This is a genomic window from Agromyces molybdatiresistens (assembly GCF_052748445.2).
Genome location: NZ_CM188258.1, coordinates 3162076 through 3183505 on the forward strand (window position 1 = coordinate 3162076; position 21430 = coordinate 3183505).

The 21430-nt window shown below is 73.6% G+C and carries 17 protein-coding genes; 9 read left to right on the forward strand and 8 right to left on the reverse strand.

Annotated features, from left to right (window positions below; all coding sequences use genetic code 11):
• Positions 1 to 69: 69 nt before the first annotated feature.
• Entirely contained in the window at positions 70 to 1410 is a 1341-nt protein-coding gene (locus ACULK2_RS14610) for an NAD(P)/FAD-dependent oxidoreductase (RefSeq protein WP_445968651.1), read from the reverse strand.
• A 259-nt stretch (positions 1411 to 1669) separates the two neighbouring features.
• Here ACULK2_RS14610 and ACULK2_RS14615 point away from each other — a divergent pair, with 259 nt between their 5' ends.
• Together ACULK2_RS14615 and ACULK2_RS14620 are read left to right on the forward strand one after the other, a co-directional pair.
• Positions 1670 to 2281 carry a TetR family transcriptional regulator gene (locus ACULK2_RS14615; RefSeq protein ID WP_445968564.1) on the forward strand — a complete coding sequence of 204 codons (612 nt, stop codon included), beginning with the start codon at positions 1670 to 1672 and terminating at the stop codon, positions 2279 to 2281.
• A gap of 38 nt (positions 2282 to 2319) precedes the next feature.
• A complete protein-coding gene (locus ACULK2_RS14620; protein ID WP_445968565.1) occupies positions 2320 to 2493 on the forward strand; it encodes a hypothetical protein in 174 nt (57 codons plus the stop codon).
• A 261-nt stretch (positions 2494 to 2754) separates the two neighbouring features.
• On the opposite strand, the gene ACULK2_RS14625 is transcribed toward ACULK2_RS14620, so the two are convergent.
• Both ACULK2_RS14625 and ACULK2_RS14630 read right to left on the reverse strand, forming a co-directional pair.
• A complete protein-coding gene (locus tag ACULK2_RS14625; RefSeq protein WP_445968566.1) occupies positions 2755 to 4398 on the reverse strand; it encodes a hypothetical protein in 1644 nt (547 codons plus the stop codon).
• Between the two features lie 280 nt (positions 4399 to 4678).
• Positions 4679 to 5119 carry an Hsp20/alpha crystallin family protein gene (locus tag ACULK2_RS14630; RefSeq protein ID WP_445968567.1) on the reverse strand — a complete coding sequence of 147 codons (441 nt, stop codon included), beginning with the start codon at positions 5117 to 5119 and terminating at the stop codon, positions 4679 to 4681.
• 675 nt (positions 5120 to 5794) lie between these two features.
• Here ACULK2_RS14630 and ACULK2_RS14635 point away from each other — a divergent pair.
• Positions 5795 to 7744: a tyrosinase family protein gene (locus ACULK2_RS14635; RefSeq protein WP_445968568.1), complete on the forward strand. Its 1950-nt coding sequence runs from the start codon at positions 5795 to 5797 to the stop codon at positions 7742 to 7744.
• A gap of 174 nt (positions 7745 to 7918) precedes the next feature.
• Positions 7919 to 8773 (forward strand): copper chaperone, encoded by an 855-nt coding sequence (locus ACULK2_RS14640; RefSeq protein WP_445968569.1) that lies wholly within the window; start codon positions 7919 to 7921, stop codon positions 8771 to 8773.
• Positions 8774 to 9057: 284 nt separating this feature from the next.
• On the opposite strand, the gene ACULK2_RS14645 is transcribed toward ACULK2_RS14640, so the two are convergent.
• Entirely contained in the window at positions 9058 to 9570 is a 513-nt protein-coding gene (locus ACULK2_RS14645) for a methylated-DNA--[protein]-cysteine S-methyltransferase (protein ID WP_445968570.1), read from the reverse strand.
• Positions 9571 to 9804: 234 nt separating this feature from the next.
• A complete protein-coding gene (locus ACULK2_RS14650) occupies positions 9805 to 13611 on the reverse strand; it encodes a rhamnogalacturonan lyase family protein (RefSeq protein WP_445968571.1) in 3807 nt (1268 codons plus the stop codon).
• A 258-nt stretch (positions 13612 to 13869) separates the two neighbouring features.
• On the opposite strand from ACULK2_RS14650, the gene ACULK2_RS14655 reads away from it, so the two are divergent.
• Positions 13870 to 14286 (forward strand): CBS domain-containing protein, encoded by a 417-nt coding sequence (locus ACULK2_RS14655; protein WP_445968572.1) that lies wholly within the window; start codon positions 13870 to 13872, stop codon positions 14284 to 14286.
• A gap of 172 nt (positions 14287 to 14458) precedes the next feature.
• Positions 14459 to 16138: a cytochrome bc1 complex cytochrome b subunit gene (gene qcrB / locus ACULK2_RS14660; RefSeq protein WP_445968573.1), complete on the forward strand. Its 1680-nt coding sequence runs from the start codon at positions 14459 to 14461 to the stop codon at positions 16136 to 16138.
• Here qcrB and helR read toward each other — a convergent pair.
• A complete protein-coding gene (helR, locus tag ACULK2_RS14665; RefSeq protein ID WP_445968574.1) occupies positions 16119 to 18470 on the reverse strand; it encodes an RNA polymerase recycling motor ATPase HelR in 2352 nt (783 codons plus the stop codon). The two genes, qcrB and helR, sit on opposite strands and share 20 nt — an antisense overlap.
• 95 nt (positions 18471 to 18565) lie before the next feature.
• On the opposite strand from helR, the gene ACULK2_RS14670 reads away from it, so the two are divergent.
• The 3 genes from ACULK2_RS14670 (at position 18566) to ACULK2_RS14680 (ending at position 20045) form a co-directional block, all read left to right on the forward strand.
• Positions 18566 to 19003 carry an O-methyltransferase gene (locus ACULK2_RS14670; RefSeq protein WP_445968652.1) on the forward strand — a complete coding sequence of 146 codons (438 nt, stop codon included), beginning with the start codon at positions 18566 to 18568 and terminating at the stop codon, positions 19001 to 19003.
• Between the two features lie 12 nt (positions 19004 to 19015).
• Positions 19016 to 19474: a DoxX family protein gene (locus ACULK2_RS14675; RefSeq protein WP_445968575.1), complete on the forward strand. Its 459-nt coding sequence runs from the start codon at positions 19016 to 19018 to the stop codon at positions 19472 to 19474.
• An 88-nt stretch (positions 19475 to 19562) separates the two neighbouring features.
• Complete coding sequence (locus ACULK2_RS14680) at positions 19563 to 20045, forward strand: GNAT family N-acetyltransferase (protein ID WP_445968576.1); 483 nt, start codon at positions 19563 to 19565, stop codon at positions 20043 to 20045.
• 21 nt (positions 20046 to 20066) lie between these two features.
• On the opposite strand, the gene ACULK2_RS14685 is transcribed toward ACULK2_RS14680, so the two are convergent.
• Entirely contained in the window at positions 20067 to 20861 is a 795-nt protein-coding gene (locus tag ACULK2_RS14685) for an SDR family oxidoreductase (RefSeq protein ID WP_445968577.1), read from the reverse strand.
• Positions 20858 to 21385 carry a hypothetical protein gene (locus ACULK2_RS14690; RefSeq protein WP_445968578.1) on the reverse strand — a complete coding sequence of 176 codons (528 nt, stop codon included), beginning with the start codon at positions 21383 to 21385 and terminating at the stop codon, positions 20858 to 20860. Before ACULK2_RS14690 ends, ACULK2_RS14685 begins: the two co-directional genes overlap by 4 nt.
• Positions 21386 to 21430 lie beyond the last annotated feature (45 nt).

Consider the following 21430-nt stretch of genomic DNA (forward strand, 5'->3'; position numbering starts at 1 on the left):
TCGTCGACGATCACGTCGAGCGTGCGCACGGTCGCCTGCACATCCCACGCGAGCTGCGGGCGGGCCGGGTCAGCGCCCGGCCACGAGGTCGGCGACCTTCGCGATCGGCGACGTCGAGGCCCGCCCGCGCAGCTCGGCGCGGTCGGCGGCGTGGTACGCGGTGTAGATCGCCTGCACGGCGAGCCAGCGGAGCGGCTCCACCTCCCAGCGCCTGGCCCGGTGGTTCACCCACGGCAGCCGCGTGAGGTCGGTGTCGCGGCCGAGCACGAGGTCGCGGAGCGTGCGCCCGGCGAGGTTCGTCGCGGTGACGCCCGTTCCGACGTATCCGCCGGCCCAGCCGAGGCCGGTCGCGCGGTCGAGCCCGACGGTCGCGGCCCAGTCGCGCGGGACGCCGAGCACCCCGGCCCAGGCGTGATCGATCGCGGCATCCGCCGCGGCCGGGAAGTACCGGTGCAGCAGGGCCGTGAGGCTCTCGATCGTGCGCGGCTGGGTCGCGCCGTCGACGTCGACGCGCGAGCCGTAGCGGTAGGGCACGCCGCGACCGCCGAACGCGATGCGGTCGTCGGCGGTGCGCTGGGCGTACATGTAGACGTGCGCGAAGTCGCCGAGGGTCTCCCGGCCGTCCCAGCCGATCTCATCCCAGACGGATGCCGCGAGCGGCTCGGTCACGATCATCGACGAGTTCATGGGGAGCCACGTGCGGTGCTCGCCCGCCAGGTTCGGCGTGAAGCCCTCGGTCGCACGGAGCACGTGCTGCGCGCGCACGGTGCCGTGCTCGGTGCGAGCCTCGCCGGGCGCGAGCCCGGTGACCCGCGTGCCCTCGTAGATGGCGACGCCGAGCCGCTCGACCGCAGCGGCGAGCCCGAGCGCGAGCTTCGCGGGGTGCACCCGGGCGCAGTGCGGATGCCACAGCCCGCCGAGCACGCCCGCCACGTTCACGCGGGCGGCGGCCTCGCGCGCATCGAGCTCGACGACGTCGGTCGCGGGCCATTCGCGCTCCGCCGCCGCCGCGGTGCGCAGGCGCGCGAGCTGCGCCGGGGCGGTGGCGATCTCGAGCTCGCCGCCCTTGTGGATGCCGGCGTCGATGCCCTCGGCCGCCGCGACCCGGATCACCTCGTCGACGGTCTCGTTGAGCGCGCGCTGCTGCGCGATCGCCGCGTCGCGACCGTGGCTCCTCGCGTACTGCTCGCGCCCGCCCGTGACCGAGTTGGTGAGCCATCCGCCGTTGCGCCCCGATGCGCCGAACCCGGCGAAGCGCTGCTCGAGCACCGCGATGCGGAGGTCGGGCTGCTCGCGCTTCAGGTAGTACGCGGTCCAGAGCCCGGTGTAGCCGCCGCCGACGATCGCGACGTCGACATCGAGGTCGCCGGCGAGCGGCGGGCGCTCCGCCGGCACGCCGACCTGCTGCATCCAGAACGAGACGCCCCCGTTCACGGCACCGCCCTCGACCCCGTCCTTCGCGACTCCGCTGCTCGCCGCCACGCGACCCTCCATCTTTTTCAAACAGTGTTTGACAACGCCTGCAGTGACGTTAGTGTGGTGCGCGGCGGGATGTCAACGAGCGGATGCCGCGGCGTCCGTCTCTCGCCCGTCACCCGAGCCGGGCACCGTCCGGTCGCTGCGCGGCCTGCCGGCACGCGGCATCCGACCAGGCCGAAGGGAGCCGCCGTTGCCGGCCGAAGTCGACACGACCGAGCGTCTGGCCGACATCGCGCGCGCCACGGTCGAGGTCGCACAGGAGCGCGGCACGCACGCGGTCACGCTGCGCGCGGTCGCCGAGCGACTCGGCCGCTCGACCGCGTTCATCACCCACTTCGTCCCGAGCCGCGCCGAGCTCATGGCCAACGCGCTCGAGCACGCCCGCGCGCAGTGGGATGCCGAGCGCCGCGACGAGCTGGGCGGGCTCCTCGGGGTCGAGCGTCTCGCGGCGCTCACGCGCTGGATGTGCACCTCCTCCCCCGAGGAGTCCGTGTTCCGGAGCCTCTGGATCGAGGTCATCGCCGACGTCCGCGCCGGCCACGACAGCGCCTACGAACTGCTGCGGTCGGTGACGGATGCCACGTACGAGAGCTTCCTCGACGGCGCCCGTGACGCCGACCGCGACGAGGCGGCGCGCATCGCCGACATCCTCTATCTCTACTGCCGCGGGTACGAGATCAAGTCGGTCGAGGACCCGGAGGGCTGGCCCGACGATCGCGTGCAGCACTCGCTCGAACTGCTGCTGCGCGTGCTCGTCTTCGAGCGTCGTCAACCCCGTGCGGACGGCCCGGCCCGCACGTAGCCTGCTCGCAGGATGCCCAGCGAGACGAGGAGGACACCGTGAGCGAATCGACGAACCCCGGCGGCACCGGACGCGCCGACGAGGAGCACGAGGAGGTCCGCGACGAGCCGATGCCCGCCGAGGAGACCCCCGGCGACCCCGAGAGCGACGAGCCCATGACCGAGTCGACCGACGGCGGCCTCGAGGGCGGCGATCCGGGCGTCGAGGAGTAGCGCGGGCCGCCCGGGGTCCGCGCGGTTCGGGACCCTCGGCGGTCGCGCACGCGCCCCGCAGCGCTCACGGGCGTCCGGCGGCGGGTGGGACCAGCCGTGCTCTGCTTGGCGCAGCCCCGAAGGGAAGGCCGCCTGAAACCCGGTGCTCCCGCTCTTGTCTCACGGCTCGGCCGGCCGCGGGCCACACGGTACCCGCCGGCGACCGCTCGCCGCACGGGGCGAAGGTCCCGAGGTGAGGGACGCGCCGTCCGACCCGGCGCGTCACTCCACGCCGAGCGCGCGACGCGCGTGGCGGTACTTCTCGGCGAGGCGCTGCTGCTTGGCGAAGTCGAGGCGGCGCAGCCGCCACGGCGCGGTGTTGTCGTCGATGTCGGCGAGCTTCACGCGAAGCGCGACCGGATGGCGCCGGATGCGCGCGTAGTACTCGTCGGGCGTGACCTCGGGCCGACGGGTGAGCAGTTCGACGACGCCGACGATCTCGAGCAGGATGCCCGCCTCGAAGAGCTCGCGCGAGGTCATCGGCGTGTCCTCGAGCACGTCGTGCAGCCAGGCGGCGGCTGCCGCGATCGGATCGGTCGCCGGGTCGAAGCGCTCGGCGATGCGTCCGGGATGGTCGATGTACGGGGTGCCGCTCTTGTCGAGCTGACCGCGATGCGCGGCGAATGCGATGCCCTTCGCGAGCGCGACCTGGGCGACGGCCTCGAGCGCCGTGAGGGGCCCACGGCGCGGTGCGGAGGCGACGGGCGGCGCGGGAGGCGCCACCACGGGGTGGGCCGGGGGTGCCGGCTCGACCGGGCCGGGCGGCGCGACCGCCGTCGAGGCGGATGACGGGGATCCGGCGGCCTCATCCGGCTCGGCGGCTGCGGGCGCTCCGCCCGCTGCAGCTGCCGGGGCGGACTCCGCCGCGTCCTGCTCCGTTCCTGCGCCGAGATCCGGGCGGGCTGCCGCGGACTCCGCCCACTCGGCCGGCTCGGCCGGCTCGGTCGGTTCGGTCGGTTCGGTCGGCTCGGTCGGCTCGCGAGATTCGGGCGATTCGGGCGATTCGGGCGATTCGGTGAGTTCGGGCGATTCGGTGAGTTCGGGCGATTCGGCCGGTTCAGCCGGTTCAGCCGGTTCGACGGGCTCGCGCACGGGCTCGAACGTCGAGCGTCGCCGCACGCCCGGCTCGCTCGCCTCGGGGTCGGTCTCGGCCTCCTCGACCTCGGACGGCACGTCCGCCACGACCGCGTCCGGGTCGCGTGGGGCGCCGGCTGCGCCATCCGTCATCGCCTCGCCCGCCGCCCTGGGAGCGGGGCCGCGATCGACCGGCGCCTCCGGCACGATCGCCATCGGACGCGTCGCCTCGAGCGACGCCTTCTTCGCGGCGGCGACCTCGGCGATCGGGTCGCGCCCGTCGAGCGGCCGCACGAAGATGAGCGCGCCCTCGAGCTCGCGCAACTCGTGCTCGCCGATCTCGAGCATCGAACGCGAGCCGCTCTTGCGTCGCTGCTCGAACGAGAGCTCGTCGACCTCGATGAAGTGCGAGCCGTCGCGCGAGCTGAAGTAGCGGCGGCGCGCGCCGTCGGTGATCGCGACGATGACGGCCTCGTAGTCGCCGCTGGGCTGGATCGAACTCAGGAAGTACCGGCGTCGGTCCGGGTCGTGGTGCTCGTCCGGATCGAGGGTGAGGGTTGCCGCCCGGCGACGGGGGCGGCGCCCCGGGTGTGCGCTCGCACGCATGGCCCAGCGGTCGCGCTCGAGTGCGGCCGCATCGTCGTCGACGTCGTCGTCGTGGTCGAGCTCACGGTCGTCGGCGCTGCGCTCGCGTCGCCGCACCCGCAGCTGATCTCCCGTGCCCGCACGGCGGGATTCCCGGCCGGGCGCGTCGAAGTCCGGCGTTGGCTCGTCATCGGCGGGGGCTCTCAACGGGGGGCTCCGAGGGGGATCGGGGGCGTCGTGTCGGCGGACGGCGGGGTGCCGCGGGGTTGGCGCTGTGCGGATTTCGGCTGGCGCGCGGGGCTCGCGCGTACGCCGATCGTACGGCTTCGACCGGTTCTCCGCTGCCCGTTGCGCCCGGCATGCCCGAATCGTCGCGCGCCGGGCCGCGGCGCGTGTCATCCGTGCACGACGAGGCGGGGCGGATGCCGCGCATCCGCCCCGCCTGGGTTCATCGGTCGACTCGCGCCCGCGAGCCGGCCCGGTCCGATCAGTTGCCGCCGGAGGTGACCTCGGGGGTCACGACGTCGCCGGCCGCGGAGCGCACCTCGACCTTGCGCGGCTTCGCACGCTCGGACACGGGGATGATCACGCTCAGCACGCCGTTGTCGTAGTGCGCGCTGATGCCGGCGGTGTCGATGCCCTCGCCGAGGGTGAGCTGACGCAGGAACGAGCCGCTCGGGCGCTCGTGGACGAGCCAGCGGACGTTCTCGTCGTTGCGCAGCGTGCGCTCGGCGCGGATGGAGAGCAGCTGGCCGTCGACGTCGATGTCGATCGAGCCGGGGTCGACCCCGGGCAGGTCGGCGGACAGGACGTAGTGGTCGCCGTCGCGGTGCAGGTCGATCGGCATCATGCGCGGCCCGCGGCTCGAGTCGATCATGCTCGCCGCGAGACGGTCGAGGTCGCGGAACGGGTCCCAGGTCATTGCCATGAGCGTCTCCTCACGTGGATGTTCTTCGTCGGTTCAGGAGTTGAGTCACCTCGACTCAACTTGGTATGAGATTAGCACTCTCCATCATCGAGTGCTAAGCGTTTCGTCCTCGCGTTCGCCCTGGGCGATCACCCCGTAGCTGCCCTCGACCCGCTCAGGCGAACTCGCAGGATGAGCCGCTCGACAGGCACCTCCTCGGAGCATGTGACGCACCTCATCCTGCTTTCGCATCACCTCTGACCGACGCCGCACCGGGTTGCCCGATCGAGTTCGCAGGATGAGCCGCTTCATGGCCCATCCAGGCGACGGGATGGCGCGGCTCGTCCTGCTTTCGCATGTACGGGGCGCCAACCGCCGCGGTCCGACCCCAGTCGGTGATCGCCCCGCCCGACGACCCGTCGACCGACCCGGGCCGCCGGGGCGGCCATCGATGATCCGATCGGGTCGGCGCTCCAGCGGCACCTCGACGCGTTCGTGCCCGCGTGATTCCGCGAGCCGTGACGCGTCGAACCCATCGCTTGCCGGTTCGATCGGTGCCCCGCCCATCCCCTGCCGTCTCCGGGCCAGCCCGGAGGGAATCGATCCCCGCACGGGAGTAGCCTGCAGCCGATCGGAGCGCGCCGCGGCGCGCCGGGCGCCGCGGGCCGCCTCCGCATGAGGGAACGGGGGCCCATCATGCTGACCTCGCAGCTGTTCGCAGGCGACAACCTGCTCGAGCTCATCGCCGGCGGCGCGCCGGAGCGCATCTCGAAGACGCAGAACCGGGTCGGTCCGGCGGTCGGCAGGGTGCAGGAGGCGCTGCTCCTCTGGCAGCCCGACCTGCTGCCGGTGCACGGCGTCGACAGCGAATACGGCGACGAGACCGAGAGCGCGGTCGTGCGCTTCAAGGTGGAGGAACTCGGCGTCGCGAACCCGTTCCCCGACGTCGGGCCGCTCACCGTGCAGCGCCTCGACGAGATCGCCGCGGCCGTCGAGCGGCCGGCGCCCGCGACGGTGCGGGTGCGGCACGACATCTGGGCGCTGCAGCCGACGGCGGATGCCCCGTGGCATCCGTTCGTCGATGCGTACGAGCGCGCGGTCGCCGCCCTGCAGGATCCGGCCCGGACGGCGCCGGCTCGGTGGGACTACCAGGCCGCGCTGCACGGCACCCCGTTCGCGGTCGCCGACCCGCTGCTCGCGAACTGCCAGCACGGCACGTGGTACTTCCTGCCGTGGCACCGCATCTACCTGGCGCACTTCGAGCGGATCCTGATCGACGTGATCGCGGGCCTGCCCGACGTCGACGACGACACGAAGGCGACGTGGGCGCTGCCGTACTGGAACTACCATCGGCCCGCCACCGCGTTCCTGCCGCACCCGTTCCGGTCGCCGCAGCGTCCGGACGGCGCACCGAACGCGCTGTTCGATCCTGAGCGCACGCTCGTCGACACCCTCATCGATCCCGCGTCGCTCGACACCTCCGGCTGGCTCGACCGCAACCTGCCGTTCAGCGGCGTCTTCGACCGCTTCGCGAACACGACCTTCGGCGGCGAGCGCACGCTCGCGACCCATCAGGCGGCGGGCGGCACCGGCCAGCTCGAACGATCCCCGCACAACGCGGTGCACAACTCCGTCGGCGGCAACATGCTCGACCCGGCGGTGGCGGGGCGCGACCCGGTGTTCTGGCTGCACCACGCGAACATCGACCGCCTCTGGGAGGTGTGGCGGGTCACGCAGGGCGTCGGACGAGACGAGACCGCGACCGCGTACCTCGACGAGCCGTTCCCGTTCCTCCAGCTCGACGCCACCGTCGAGCCGTGGCATCCGTCGGACGTCGTCGACACCGGGCCCCTCGGGTACGCCTACGACGACCTGTCGAAGCCCGCACCGGTGTTCGTGCTGGGCGTGCTGCAGCCCGAGTGGGTGGGTGCGCTCGCCGGGGTCTTCGCGCCGGTGCCGGTTCCCGTGCCCGCCGGTCCCGGCGGCGTGCCCGAGCCGCCTGCGCCGGTCGCCGGGGGCGGTTTCGGCGTCGACGGGGGCGAGGCGGATGCCGCGGCGCGGCGTCGCCCGCCCGGGGCCGGTGCTGCCGGGGCCGACGAGCCCGCCGGACCGCCGCCCGAGCCCCTTCCCGAGCGGCAGCAGCGGAGGGTCGAGCGCATCGGCGCCCTGGATCGCACGCTCCGCCTCTCCGGAGGCGAGTCGCCGACGCTCGAGCTGCCGCTCGACGCCCCTCCGCCGCCGGCGCGACGCGAGCCGGCCGAGCGCGGCCCGTTCGGTGTCGCCGACGAGGAGGCGGGCGCGGCGGAGCCGCCCACGCGGTACTTCATCCGCGTCGAGCACGTGTCGGTCACGCAGAACTCCGACCGCATCTACGCGCTCTACCTCGACCCCGACGGCGACGACCCCGAGGCGGCGCGCTTCGTCGCGACGCTGCCGACGTTCGGCGCCGAGCGGGCCGACGAGCCGGACTCCGAGCACGGCCTGTCGTTCACGTTCGAGATCACGGAGATCGTCGAGGACCTCATCGCGGCGAGCACGTGGAACCCGTCCGTCGCGCGGGTCGCGCTCCGCCTCGGCGGGCAGCCGTCGGACCGCTCCCCCGATCCCGACCTCACGATCGGCAGCATCGACGTCTTCGCGGGGTGACGGATGTCGGCGAACGCCCTGGTCACGAACGGCCCTGCTCGGCGGGGTCGAGCCGTGCCCGCTCCGCCAGGTCGGGCCGTGCCCGCTCCGCCGGGTCGGGCCGTACCCGCTCCGCGGGGTCGGGCCGAGCCCGCTCCGCCGGGTCGGGCCGTACCCGCTCCGCCGGGTCGGCCCGTGCCTGCCGCGCGGGGCGCGGACGGCCGGGCGGGCTGGTCCGTCGTGGTGGCCGCGCGCGCCCTCGGCATCGGCGCCTGGCTCGCGACACGACGGCGCGAGGAGATCGCACTTCTCGGCGTCGCGGTCGCCGCGTGGTCGGCGTGGCTGGCGCTCTCGGTCGCGAGCGGCGCGACCTGGGGTGGGCCCGGGGCGGCGGGGCACCGGCATCCGCTCACCGCAGCGGGGACGCTCGAGGCGGCCTCGGATGCCGCGGCGCCGACGCTCGGCTCCGCCGCGAGCGCGGCCGGCCTCGGCGCGGGCCTCGCCATGTGGGCGTTCATGGCGGCGGCCATGATGCTGCCCACCGCGTTGCCATCGGTGCGGTACGTGGCCGACGTGAGCCGGCCGGCGCGACGGGCCGCGATGGTCGCGACGTTCGCGGGCGCCTACCTCGCGGCATGGCTGGCGCTCGGCGCCGTCGTCCTCGCGGCGACGGCCGCCGCGATCGCGGTGCTCGGAGCGCCGACCCGCGCGGTGCTCGTCGCCGCGACGGTGGCCGCCGCCCTCTGGGAGCTCGCGCCCGCCAAGCGGGTCGCCCTCGCACGCTGCTGCCGCACCGCGCCGATCCGCCTGCGCGGCGCCGCGGCGTATCGGTCGGCAGGCGCGTTCGGGCTTCGCAACGGGCTCGTGTGCGTGGTCGCGTGCGGCCCGGCGATGACGGTGCTGGCACTGGCGGGGCATCCGCTCGTCGCGTCGATCGTGGTGGCGAGCCTGCTCGCGGCCGAGAAGCTGTGGCGTCGCGGGGCGCGCCTGCGGGTCTGGGCGTGCGCGGCCGGCCTGCTGCTCGCCGCGGCGGCCGTCACGGCAGGCTGAGCCGCGGCATCCGTCCCCGCGCCTGCACCGGCACCCCAGCCCCGCGAGTTCGCAGGATCAGGAGACGCACGGGCGCCTCTCGAGACGCTGCGCCCGTCTCATCCTGCGAATTCGCACCGGCTCCCGCGCCACCGGCCGCGAGTTCGCAGGATGAGGTGATGCAGAGGCCGGCACCGGGACGTGTGATCCCGCTCATCCTGCGATCGTCGCCGAACGAGCGGCACTCCGACCTGGGTCCCCCGCCGATCTCGCCGACTGCGTTGCGGCCCTCGCCGCCGCGCCCCTCAGAACAGCTGCCGCTGCGCGACGACCTCGGCGCCTTCGAGTTCGAGCAGCCGACGCTTGCGGTCGAGGCCGCCGGCGTAGCCGGTGAGCGACCCGTCGGCGCCGACCACGCGATGGCAGGGCACGAGGATGCTGATCGGATTGCGCCCGACCGCCCCGCCGACGCGCCGGGCGAGGTTCCGGTCGCCGAGCCGTACGGCGAGCTCGCCGTACGTGACGGTCGAGCCGTACGGGATCTCGCGCAGCATCGCCCACACCGCGTGCTGGAAGTCGTCGCCAGCGGGCGCGAGGGGCAGGTCGAAGCGGATGCGGCGTCCCGCGAGGTACTCGTCGAGCTCCGTGCCGAGCCGGCCGAACAGCTCGTCGCCGCGTGCATCGACCTCGGTGCCGATCGAGTCGGCTGCGGGCGGATGCCAGTGGCCCGGGAAGTACAGCCCGGCGAGCCCCTCGTCGCCGCCGACCACGAGCAGGTCGCCGAGCGACGTGCGCAGCGTGGCGTGCCGACGGGTCATGCCTCGATTCTCGCGCGTCGGGGCGCCCGCCGCGCGGCATCCGTCGGCGGGAATCGGACGTGACCGTCGCGATGGCGACCGTCGTCCACCGGGCGACGAGAGTTCGCAGGATCAGCCGCGCCGAGGTCGGTGCACCGGCGACCTGTCGCCGCTCATCCTGCGTACTCGCCTCAGCACCGCAGACGACGAGGGGCCGGAGGCATCCGCCCCCGACCCCTCGCGCGGCGATCCCGCCTACTTCACGGTGACCTTGACGGGCTTCGACGCCGTCTCGCCGTTCGCGTTCGCGAACACCGCGACGAGCGTGTGCGTGCCCGGCGCGACATCCGTGAGCTGGACCGACGCCGACTGCGCGTTCGGCGTCGACGCGACGAGCGAGCCCGAGCCGACGACGACGCCGTCGAGCTCGAACCGGTACGAGGTCGCGTTCGTGCCCCACCACAGGTTCGCGGTCGCCGTGAACGACGACGCCTTGCCGTTGGCGTTGTCGTGGCTGACGACCGGCGTGCCCGGCGCGGCATCCGTCACCTTCACGGTCGTCGACGTCGTCGCCGTGGCGCCCACCGAGTTGATGAGCTCGCCCGTATAGACGTACGTGCCGTTCGGCTTGCCCTCGATCGTGAGGCCGGCGGTCTGCGGCAGCGCCCCCGTGGCGTCGAGCACCCGGGTGAGCACGAGCTCGTCGTTCTCGTACAGCCGGAAGATGCTGCCGGGCGTGCCCGACCACAGGTTCATCACGACGTCGTAGTTCCCGTCGTGCAGGCCGTACTCCCAGCCGCTCGTGTTCGAGAGGTTCGCGCGTCCCGGCGCCGAGGTCGCCCCGGTGTCGGGCACGACGAGCAGCGTCGACGACGCCTCGGCCGTCAGGCCGGCGTGGTTCGTCGCGGTCGCCACGACCGTCACCTCGCCCGCGAGCCCGAGCTCGGCGAGATCGACGGTCGCGTCGGGCGCGACCTCCTCGCCGCCGATCGTCACCGACACCGAGCGGATGCCGCTCTCGGCATCCGTCGCGCCGATCGCGAGCTGGAGCGGCTCGCTGTCCACGACCGTCCCCTCCGGAAGTCCCGTGATCTCGGGCGCCGTCACATCGGCGGCGGGCTCGCCCGCGTATGCGATGGACGGCATGGGCGGCTCCGCCATCCCCTCGCCGATGAAGTACGACGGGTGCGGCGGCTGGTTGTACGACGTGTTCTGCCACGCGACCGCCTGCCGGTACTGCGGGTCGTGCATGAGCGTCGGGATGCGGTGCTCCGTGGCATCCGTCGTCGTGTAGATGCGCAGCGCGTCGTTGGACGCATGCCGCACGACGAGCTCCTCGCGCCAGTCGCCGAACAGGTCGGCCTGGAGCATCGGGGTGCCCTTGGTCGTGTTGTTCGTCGACATGCCCTCGGCCGTGAGCAGTCGCCCCGCGCTCGAGGTCTCGGGGTTCCACTTCGAGACGGTCGGCACGCCGGTCGAGGTCGTCGCGTCGTAGTCGTGGTCGGTGATCTCGCGCGTGAGGTCGCCGTCCCACCAGGTGACGAAGTTCGCGGCCGGGATGTCGGTCGAGAGCTCCTCGCCCGTGGCCGACTTCAGCGAGCCGACCGGCGAGTTCCACGCGGCGTCGCCGCCGATGCTCCACGCCTCGGCGCCGGGGCTCGTCGGGTCGATGTCGGCGGCTGCACCGCGACCCGTGTCGCGGCTGCCGTCGGTCTTCCAGACGATCTCGCCGGTCTCCGCGTCGCGGAACGACGCGATGACGCCGCCGTTGCCGCTCGGCGACTCGTGCACGCCGAACACCTCCTGGCCGGGTCGCGCCGGGTCGAGGTCGCCGACGTGCAGCGCGTCGCCGTGGAACAGGCGCGTGTTGTAGAGCGGCGTGCCGTCGTCGTCGATCGTCATGGCACCGAACACGACCTCGTCGAGGCCGTCGCGGTCGACGTCGGCGGTGACGAGCTGGTGGTTGCCCTGCCCCTCGTACTGCGAGCCGGCGTCGTTCGAGTCGAACGTCCAGCGCTCGACGAGCTCGCCCTCGCGGAAGTCCCACGCGACGAGCACCGATCGCGTGTAGTAGCCGCGCGTGAACAGCAGGCTCGGCCGCTCGCCGTCGAAGGTTCCGACCCCGGCGAGGAACCGGTCGACCCGATTGCCGTAGCCGTCGCCCCACGACGACACGTTGCCGCGGCCCGGCAGGTAGTCGACGGTGTCGAGCGCCGCGCCCGTGGCGCCGTCGAACACCGTGAGGTACTCGGGCCCGCTCAGGATGTAGCCGCTCGAGTTGCGGTGGTCGGCCGACGGGTCTCCGATGACCGTGCCGACGCCGTCGGTCGTGCCATCCGCCGTCTTGAACGACACCTCGGCGCGGCCGTCGCCGTCGAGGTCGTACACCTGGAACTGCGTGTAGTGGGCACCCGCGCGGATGTTCACGCCGAGGTCCATGCGCCACAGCTTCGTGCCGTCGAGCTCGATCGCGTCGAGGTAGACGTTGCCGGTGTAGCCCGACTGGGAGTTGTCCTTCGCGTTCGACGGGTACCACTGGAAGACGAGCTCGTACTCGCCGTCGCCGTCGAGGTCGCCGACGCTCGCATCGCCGGGCGAGTAGGTGTACTCCTGCCCGGTCGGGGTGGTGCCGCCGGCCGGCCGGTCGAGCGGCACGTCGAGGAACTGGTCGCTCCACACGCCGAAGTCGTCGGTGACCGAGACCTCGCGTCCGTCGACGTCGACCGTCACGAGGTACGTCGACTCGGCGGTGCCGTCGGGGTCGACGAGGTTCGTCGCACCCGTCACCGGCTCGTCGGTGATCCGCTCGCCGTCGCGGTGGACCGTGAAGCCGAGGTCGCGCGCGTCGAGGCCGAGCAGGCGCCAGCCGAGGTACACGCCCTCGCCGTCGCCGAGCTCGACCGCGACCGGAGCGCGGTCGAGGTATTCGGCCTGGCGCACGAGCGTCGTCGCGACCTCGGTCGCGTACGTCTCGGACGTCTCGGAGGTACCGCCCGCGTTCAGTGCGACCAGCCGGTAGAGGTACGGCCGCGTCGTGAGCACGTCGGTGTCGGTGAACGTCGGCTCCTCGACCGTCGCGACGAGGTCGAACGGGATGTCCTCGCGCGTCGAGCGGTACACCTTCCACAGCACGGCGTCGCCCGGGTCGGTCCACTCGAGCGTCAGCTCGTCGCGACCGATCGCGCTGGTCTCGATGCCGGTCGGGGTCGCGGGCGCCGCGACATCCGGGTCGACGACGGATGCCTCGATCGGCTCGCTCGCCCGGGAGACGCGCTCGCCCTTCACGGTGGCGACCGCGTACTCGTACGTCTCGCCCAGCGCGACGGTGTCGTCGGTGAACGTCGTGGTCGCGCCGTCCGTCACCCGGGAGAGCTCGGCGAGCACGCCGCCCGGGGTCGCCCGGAAGATCGCGTACCCCGTGGCATCCGGCACCGACTGCCACTCGAGCGTCACCGAGAGGTCGCCGTCGGCGTCGATCTCGGATGCGGTGAGGCCGGCCGGGGCGGCGAGCGGGGTCTGGACGCGGATGCCGTTGATGCGGCCGTCACCGCCGGGGACGCGGATGTTCAGCTGTCCGTCGGCGACCTGGACCGCCTCGAAGAACTGCTCGTGGATGGCGCCGGAGCTCGTGCGCGGGCCGGAGAACGTGGTGCCCTCGACGTCCCAGTTCGTGGTGTTGCCGGCGATGAGGTCGCCGGCCCAGGTCGTGACCTCGTAGGTGCCGTTCGGCACGTCGACCGCGAAGGCCTGCGTGTTGCCGATCGTGAAGTCGCGCGCCATGAGGTCGTCGCCGCCGCGGTCGCGGAAGCCGTTGGACGCGGGCGCGGTCGTGAAGCCGTAGCCGCGCTCGGCGGTGTAGGCGGTGCCGGGGTTCACGCCCGACCAGCCGTCGGCGACGGGCGTCGACGGCCCGCCGAAGTCGAAGGCGAGGTCGATCTCGCCGTCGGCGGCGACGGCCGGCGTGCCGGCGAGGACGGCGCCGGCGACGAGTGCCGCGCCGGTGAATCCCGCGATGATCGCGGTGCGTGGCCGCGCGCGGCCACGTCGAACGTTCGGACCCACTGGATCTCCTTCGATCGGTGTCAAGGGTGTTCGCGTTCGCGGCGTCCGTGCTCGCCACGGTTCATCGGTTCACTCCCCGACATTGGGAAAGCGATTTCCGATGAATCGTCTCAATCCTTGCGCGCGTCGCGGCGCGCGTCAAGCCGCCCGCCCCGGCCACGCTTCCCCACGACTTCTCCCGCGCGATCCGTCAAGCCCCCTGCGGCGGGAACCGGCCTGTGCCTACGATGCCCGTTCACCGTGAGAAGGGAGATCGAAATGCCTGTTGCACGCGACCTCATGACTCCGGAGCCCGTGTGCGTGAAGGAGGGCCAGACCCTGGCCGAGGCGGCGCGGATGCTGCGCGACCTCGACGTCGGTTCGATGCCGATCTGCGGCGACGACGACCGGCTGAAGGGCATGCTCACCGATCGCGACATCGTGGTGAAGTGCATCGCAGACGGCGGCGACCCGAAGACCGTGACCGCCGGCGAGCTCGCCGAGGGCACGCCGGTGACGATCGGCGCCGGCGACGACATCCGCGAGGCGCTGAAGATGATGCAGGAGCACCAGATCCGCCGCCTGCCGGTGATCGACGGGCACGATCTCGTCGGCATCATCGCCCAGGCGGATGTCGCGAGGGCACTCTCCGATGGGGCGACCGCCGAGACGGTCGAGGAGATCTCGCAGCCATAGGGACGAGCTGCGGGTGCGCCCGCGCGCCGGGAGGAATGGCCGGAGCCGCCGGGCTCCGGCCATTGCCGTGCCCGGGGTGTGCGCGGTGGCGGTTTCGACGAGCGGATGTCACACCTCGCGCCCCTGCGGGGTCGTATGGGTGAACCCGTTCGACTCGTCGGAGGAGCAGCTCATGCGCAGCACCGTGACCGATCGGCTGGCGGCATCCGTCGCGAACGCGACGATCCTCGGCCGACGCATCGCCGACCTCACCGCCGCGGCGCGGCGCCGACCGGTACCCACGCACTGGACGAACCTCTTCGGCGTCGTCACCGCCGCCTGCCTGGTGCTCGTCACGCTCACGGGGATCCTGCTCATGTTCTGGTACACGCCGTCGAGCGCGACGACCACGTACGAGGGTGGATTCGCGCCGCTGCACGGCGCCGAGGTGTCGGCGGCGTTCGCGTCGACGATGCGGATCACGTTCGACATCCCGGGCGGGTTGCTCGTCAGGCAGGCGCACCACTGGGCCGGGTTGCTGCTGCCCGCGGCGATCATCATGCAGCTCGTGACGACGTTCTTCACGGGCGCGTTCCGCCGGCCGCGGCGCGGCCTGTGGCTGCTGCTCGTGCTGGTCTTCGTGATCGCCCTGGCGGGCGGATGGAGCGGCTACGCGCTGCCCGACGACATGCTCTCGGGCACGGGGCTGCGGATCACCGAGGGCGTGGCGCTCGGGATCCCGGTCGTCGGCACGTGGCTGGCGACGCTGCTGTTCGGCGGAGGATACCCGGGCGAGGTCATCGCGCACCTGTACCCGCTGCACGTCGTGATCGTGCCGGCGCTGCTCATCGGGCTCGTCGCGCTGCGGGCGGCGGTGGCGTGGCGGGCGGGGCCGGCGCAGTTCGTGGGCGCTCGGGGCGTGCCGCTGCTGCCGAACGCGGCGGCCCGCGCCGGCGGGCTCTTCGCGATCGTGACGGGCGTGCTCGTCCTGATCTCCGCGACCGTCACCGTCAACCCGATCTGGCTGTACGGCCCGGCCGATCCGGGCAACGCGGGCGCGGGGAGCCAACCCGACTGGTACACCGGCTTCCTCGACGGGGCGCTGCGGCTCGTGCCATCCGGCTGGGAGTTCGTGCTCTTCGACCGCACGTGGGCGCTCGCCGTGCTCGCCCCGCTCGCCGTCGTCGGCGTGTGGTTCGTCGCGCTCGCCGCCTACCCCTTCGTGGAGGAGTGGATCACGGGCGACCGCCGCGAGCACCACGTGCTCGACCGCCCGCGCACGACGCCGACGCGCACCGGCATCGGTGTCGCGGGCATCGTCTTCTACGCCGTGCTGTGGGCCGCGGGCAGCGCCGACCTCATCGCGACGGGCTTCTCGGTGACGTTCGAGGGCGTCATCCTGACGCTCCAGGTGCTGCTCGTCGTGGGACCCGCGATCGGGTTCTCGGTCGCGCGGCGCGTGTGCCTCGGTCTGCAGCGGCGCGACCTCGACGTGCTCGCGCACGGGTTCGAGACGGGGCGCATCGTGCGGCTTCCCGGCGGCGAGTACATCGAGGTGCACCGGCCGCTCGCCGCCGCCGAGCGGGCGCGCATCGCCCCGCCTCCGGTCGCGCGACCGGTCGAGCTCCGGCCGGATGTGCGCGGTCGACTGTCCGGCGCCCGCCTCGTGCAGGCCGGGCTGTCTCGGGCGTGGGTCGGCGGCCGGATCGATGGTGACGGCCGGGTCGAGGCCGGCGCCGCGCGCGAGGTCGGCGGGCCGACCGACGGCGAGCGCGAGGCCGGCGAGGCCGGCGGCCCGGCCGCGACGCGGCGCGGGGTCGACGCCGAGGCCCGGGCCGAAGCCGACGCTCCCGTCATTCGCTCCGCAGGATGACGAGGCGCTGCGTCGCGCGGGTCATCGCGACGTAGCGGTCGACCGCGCCCCGGACGCCGTCGCCGAACCGTTCGGGGTCGACGAGCACGACGAGGTCGAACTCGAGCCCCTTGGCGAGCTCGGGCGTGAGCGATCGCACGCGCGAGGTGCCCTGGAAGTCGGGATCGCCGATCACCGCGGCCGTGCCCTCGTCGTGCTCGGCGAGCCATCCGTCGACGATCGAGCGCAGGTCCTCGCGCGCGCCGTGCGCGACCGGCATGCCGGTGCTGCGAATCGAGGTCGGCACGTTGGCGTCGGGGATGGCGGCGCGGATCACGGGACCCGCCTCGACCATCACCTCCTCCGACGTGCGGTAGTTGATCGTGAGCGACGCGACCTCGACGCGGGTCAGGCCGACGCGCTCGAGGCGCTCGCGCCACGACTCGGTGAACCCGTGGCGCGCCTGCGCGGGGTCGCCGACGATCGTCATGCTCCGCGACGGGCATCGACGCAGCAGCATCGCCCATTCGGCGTCGGTGAGTTCCTGCGCCTCGTCGACGACGAGGTGCGCGAACGGCCCGGCGAGCAGGTCGGGGTCGGCGCTCGGCAGTTCGGACTCGTTGCGCAGCGACTCCTGCGCGTCGTCGAGGCGGAGCATCGACATGAGCCGCAGCTCGGAGTCGTCGGCGGCGATCAGGTCGTCGATCACGTCGGCCATGACCTGCCGCTGGGCGCGCGTCGCGGCATCCGCCTCACGTCGTCGACGCAGCGCCTCGGGGTCGCCGATGCGATGGCGCGCGGCGTCGAGGAGGGGCAGGTCCTCGACGGTCCAGGCGCGGGGGTGCTCGCGCTGCAGCGCGCGCACCTCGTCGGCGTCGAGCCACGGCGCGCAGCGCCGCAGGTACGCGGGCACCGACCACAGGTCGGCGACGACGCCGGCGGGATCGAGCACCGGCCACGCGCGCGCGAAGGCGCCGCGCAGCTCGGCACTGCCGGCGAGCCACGCCCGCAGCTGCGCCGACGGCACCCCGTCGTCGTCGGCGAAGGGCTCGACGAGGATCGTGAGCAGTTCGTCCCACACGTCGGCGCGCGCCTCGTTGTGCGGTGCAGCGGATGCCTCGGAGCCGAACGCGATCTCCCAGGCATCGGCCTCGACCCGCAGCTCGAGCCACGGCGTCTCGATCACGAGCTCGTCGACGGGCGGCCGCTCGTACCCGGCGATCGCGGCCTCGACGGCGGCGAGCAGCCGCGCGCTCGACTTCAGGCGGGCGACCGCCGCGTCGGGTTCGGGGGCGGCGTCGGCTCCCTCCGGCACCAGGTCGCGGATGGTGCAGGTCTGCACGCCCTCCTCGCCGAGGCTCGGCAGCACGTCGGCGACGTAGTTGAGGTAGGGCCGGCTCGGACCGACGACGAGCAGCCCGCCGCGACGGTGCCCGAGGCGCGGGTCGGAATAGAGGAGGAACGCCGCACGGTGCAGCGCGACGACGGTCTTGCCGGTTCCCGGGCCGCCGTCGACGACGAGGGCGCCGCGCGAGCTCGCCCGGATGATCGCGTCCTGGTCGGCCTGCAGCGTGCTCAGCACGTCGCGCATGCGCGGCGATCGGCTCGCGCCGAGGCTCGCGATGAACGCGGAGTCGTCGTCGAGCGCGAGGTGCGCCAGCCGTCCGTCGAGCGCGTCGGGCGTGAAGACCTCGTCCCAGTAGTCGGTGACGCGTCCGCGGGTCCAGCGGTACCGACGGCGGCTCACGAGCCCGCGCGGGTCGGCCGGGGTCGCGGCGAAGAACGGCTCGGCCGCGGGCGCCCGCCAGTCGACGAGGAGGCGGCGCCCCTCGCGGTCGGCCAGGCCGAGGCGGCCGATGTAGACGGGTTCGGGGGCGGGTGCCGTGACCGGGCGCTCCGCGCGGTGCGTGCCATCCGCGCCATGCGCGCTATTCGCGCCATGCGCGCCAGCCGCGCCATCCGCGCCATCCGCGCCATCCGCGTCAAGCGCGCCAGCCGCGCCGTCCGCGCCAGCCGCGCCATCCGCGCCAGGCGCGCCAGCCGCGCCGTCCGCGCCGTCCGCGCCATCCGCCTCGACGATGCGCCCCAGGCACAGGTCGAGGCTGAAGCGACGGAGGGTGCGCAGTCGCGCGCTCAGCCGGTGGATCTCGAGGTCGCGGTCGAGCGCCTGCTGGCCGTGGCCGCCCGCCGCGCGGCGCGTCTCGGCGAGCCGCGCCTCGAGATCGGCGACGGTCGCCGCGAGGCTCTCGGCGATGGCGGCGAAGTGCCGCTCGTCGTGGGCGATGAGGTCGGGCGCCGCCTTGGCGGCGAGGCGTTCGGGCAGCGCGAACGTGCTGATGACGGGTGGTTCCACGGCGGGCTCCGTTCGGTCGGCCGCCCATTCTCCGCCCTCACTGGGCCCTTGCCGCAAGACGGGGGGTCGGCGGTATTCTGGAAGTGCGGGGTCCGGTGGGCCTCGCCTTCGCGTTCCCGGGCCCGTTGACGCGCGAACCCCACGCGACGCGGCTGCCCGAGCTGCTCGAGCTGCTCGCCCGCACGGCGGGCGCCCGGCGGGCACTCGAGATCGGCACCCTCGGCGGCTCCTCGACGATCCACCTGGCCCGAGGCATCCGCCCCGACGGTCGCCTGGTCACGCTCGAGCTCGAACAGCAGCACGCCGACGTGAGGTCGGCGCGAAGGGATGGGACGGGTTCGCGATCGGCGTCGTGCGGTAGTGCGGCGGGCGGCGGCGCCGAGCCATCCGTCGTTCGCGTTCGCAGGACGAGCCGGGTCACGGGGGCCGTAGCGAGGGCATCGCGCGTCTCATCCTGCATACGCGCGCGCCGCGCGGGCGCGCGACCCGGCGAGAGGGACCGCAACCCGGCGCGGCGGCGCCGCGCGCGCTGACAGACTGGTCGGATGCCGCCACGCACCCGACGCCCCGCACGAACCCGGCGCCCTCGCCGACCCGGCGCGCTCGGCGTCGTCCGCTCGATCGCCCGATGGCTGCTCGCGGGCATGCTCGTCTTCGCGGGGCTCTCGCACCTGTTCTGGGCGCGGAAGGGCTTCCGCATCGCCGTGCCCGACTGGGTGGCGACCGAGCCCGCCGACAAGGACGCGGTCGTCGTGGCATCCGGCGCCGTCGAGATCGCCCTCGGCGCGGCCGCCGTCGCGCTGCCCCGCGAACGCCGCCGTGTCGGCCTCGCCATCGCGGCGTTCTTCGTCGCGGTGTTCCCCGGCAACGTGCACCACTGGCGGACCGGACGATCGGTGCCGCTCATGCGCACCGACCGGGCGCGGTTCCTGCGGCTGTTCCTGCAGCCGGCGCTCGTGGCCTGGGCGCTCTGGAGCACGGCGCCGTCGGGCCGGCGCGGCTGAACCGACGCCGCTGAGCCGACGCCGCTGAGCCGACGCAGCGACCGCGTCGATCCGGCGCCGCGCGCAGCCGAGCGGGCAGGATGGTCCGGTGACCGACACCACGGACCCGGATGCCTGGCTCCCGGGCGACTTCACCCACCCCGAGCGCGTCGAGCTGGTCGACGGCTTCCACCTGCGTCCGATCCGCGAGCGCGACGTCGACATCGACTACCCGGCCGTCATGGGTTCGCGCGCACGGCTCTGGGCGATGTACGGCGAGGCCTGGGGGTGGCCGCCGGAGACGATGTCGTTCGAGGCCGACCGCGACGACCTCGCCCGCCACGAGCGCGAGATCATCGCGCACGAGACGTTCAACTACGCGGTGCTCGACGCCGACGAGACCCGACTCGTCGGCTGCGTCTACATCGACCCGCACGACGACCCGGCGGTCGACGCCGAGTCGTCGTGGTGGGTCGTCGACGACCTCGTCGGCTCGCCGCTCGAGCGCCACCTCGACACGTTCGTGCCCGTATGGCTCCGCGAGACGTGGGGGTTCGATCGGGTCGAGTACCCGTTCAACGCGATCGGCTGATCGACCGATCGATCGACGCGCTCACCCGAGCCGAGCGGATGCCGCGGCATCCGCCTTCGCCTCGACCGGCGTGTGATCGGCCGACCGCAGCCAGGCGTCGAAGTCGATCCGCCCACGTGTCGCGTCGTCGTCGCCCCGCATCGCGCCGGACGCGAGCGCACGCCCGAACGCACCCGGCAGCCGCACCTCGACGACCCGACGCCGCGCCCCGTCGGCGGCGAGCATGCGTCGCACCATGTCGGCGAGCCGCTCGTCGCGCGGGCCGCTGAGGTCGGCTGCTCGCCCCGACGGCCCGGCCTCGGCGAGCTCGACGAGCCGGGCACCCACCTCGCGAGCGGCCACGGGTCGGAACCGGCCCACGGGGATGACGGCGATTCGGCCGAACGACAGCTGGGCCAGCACCTGCTGGGCGAACTCGTGGAACTGCGTCGCGCGGAGCAGCGTGTACGGCACGTCGCCGTGCTCGACGCGCCGTTCCTGCGCGAGCTTGCCCGCGTAGTACGCCGCGTCGACGCCGTCGATGCCGACGATCGACAGTGCGACGTGGTGGCCGACGCCGGCCTCGCGTTCGGCGCGCAGCAGGTTGCCGGTCACCGCCTCGAAGAACGCGCGGGACCGTCGCGTGGAGGTGGTGGCCACGCTCGCCACGTCGATCACCGCGTCGACGCCGGCGAGCGCGTCGGCGAGCCCGGTGCCCACCTCGAGGTCGTGCCCGTCGCGGCGGGTCAGGGAACGGACGTCGTGGCCGCGCGCCTGCGCGGCGGCGACGACGTGGCGGCCGACGGTGCCGGTCGCGCCGGCGATGGCGAGTCTCATCGGGATACCTCCTCAGGGGTGTGGGCGGATGCCCTGGGACGGGCGGACGCGGGACGGGCGGACGCGGGACGGGCGGACGCGGGACGGGCGGACACGGGATGCGGCGAGGGGCCCGCGGCATCCGCTCGGCGACGATCGGGGATCAGCAGCACGACGCCGAGCGCGAGCGCGATCGTGAGGGACGTGATCGCGGCGATGTCGTCGGATGCATCCTGGTGGCCGAGGTGCGTGACGTGGTAGCCGAGGTGGAGCGCGCCGAAGACCGTCCACGCGAGACCGAGCGTCCGGAACACCGCCGGGCTCCGCCAGACGAGACCGGCGACGCTCGCGACGCCGAGCCCGAGGTACAGGCCACCGACGTCGCGGATGAGGTGCTCGTTGAACGGGCCGTCGGTCGAGATCCAGGTGCCGAGCACGCCCGGGAACGAGTCGTAGAACGAGTCGGGCGCGAAGAACGCCCAGCCGCCGACGAAGAACGCGATGGCCGCCGACGCTGCGAGCGCGGCCGAGTGGATTCTGCTCATGCAAGCTCTGACGAAACGCGGGCCCGAAGTGTGACGCGGCTCACG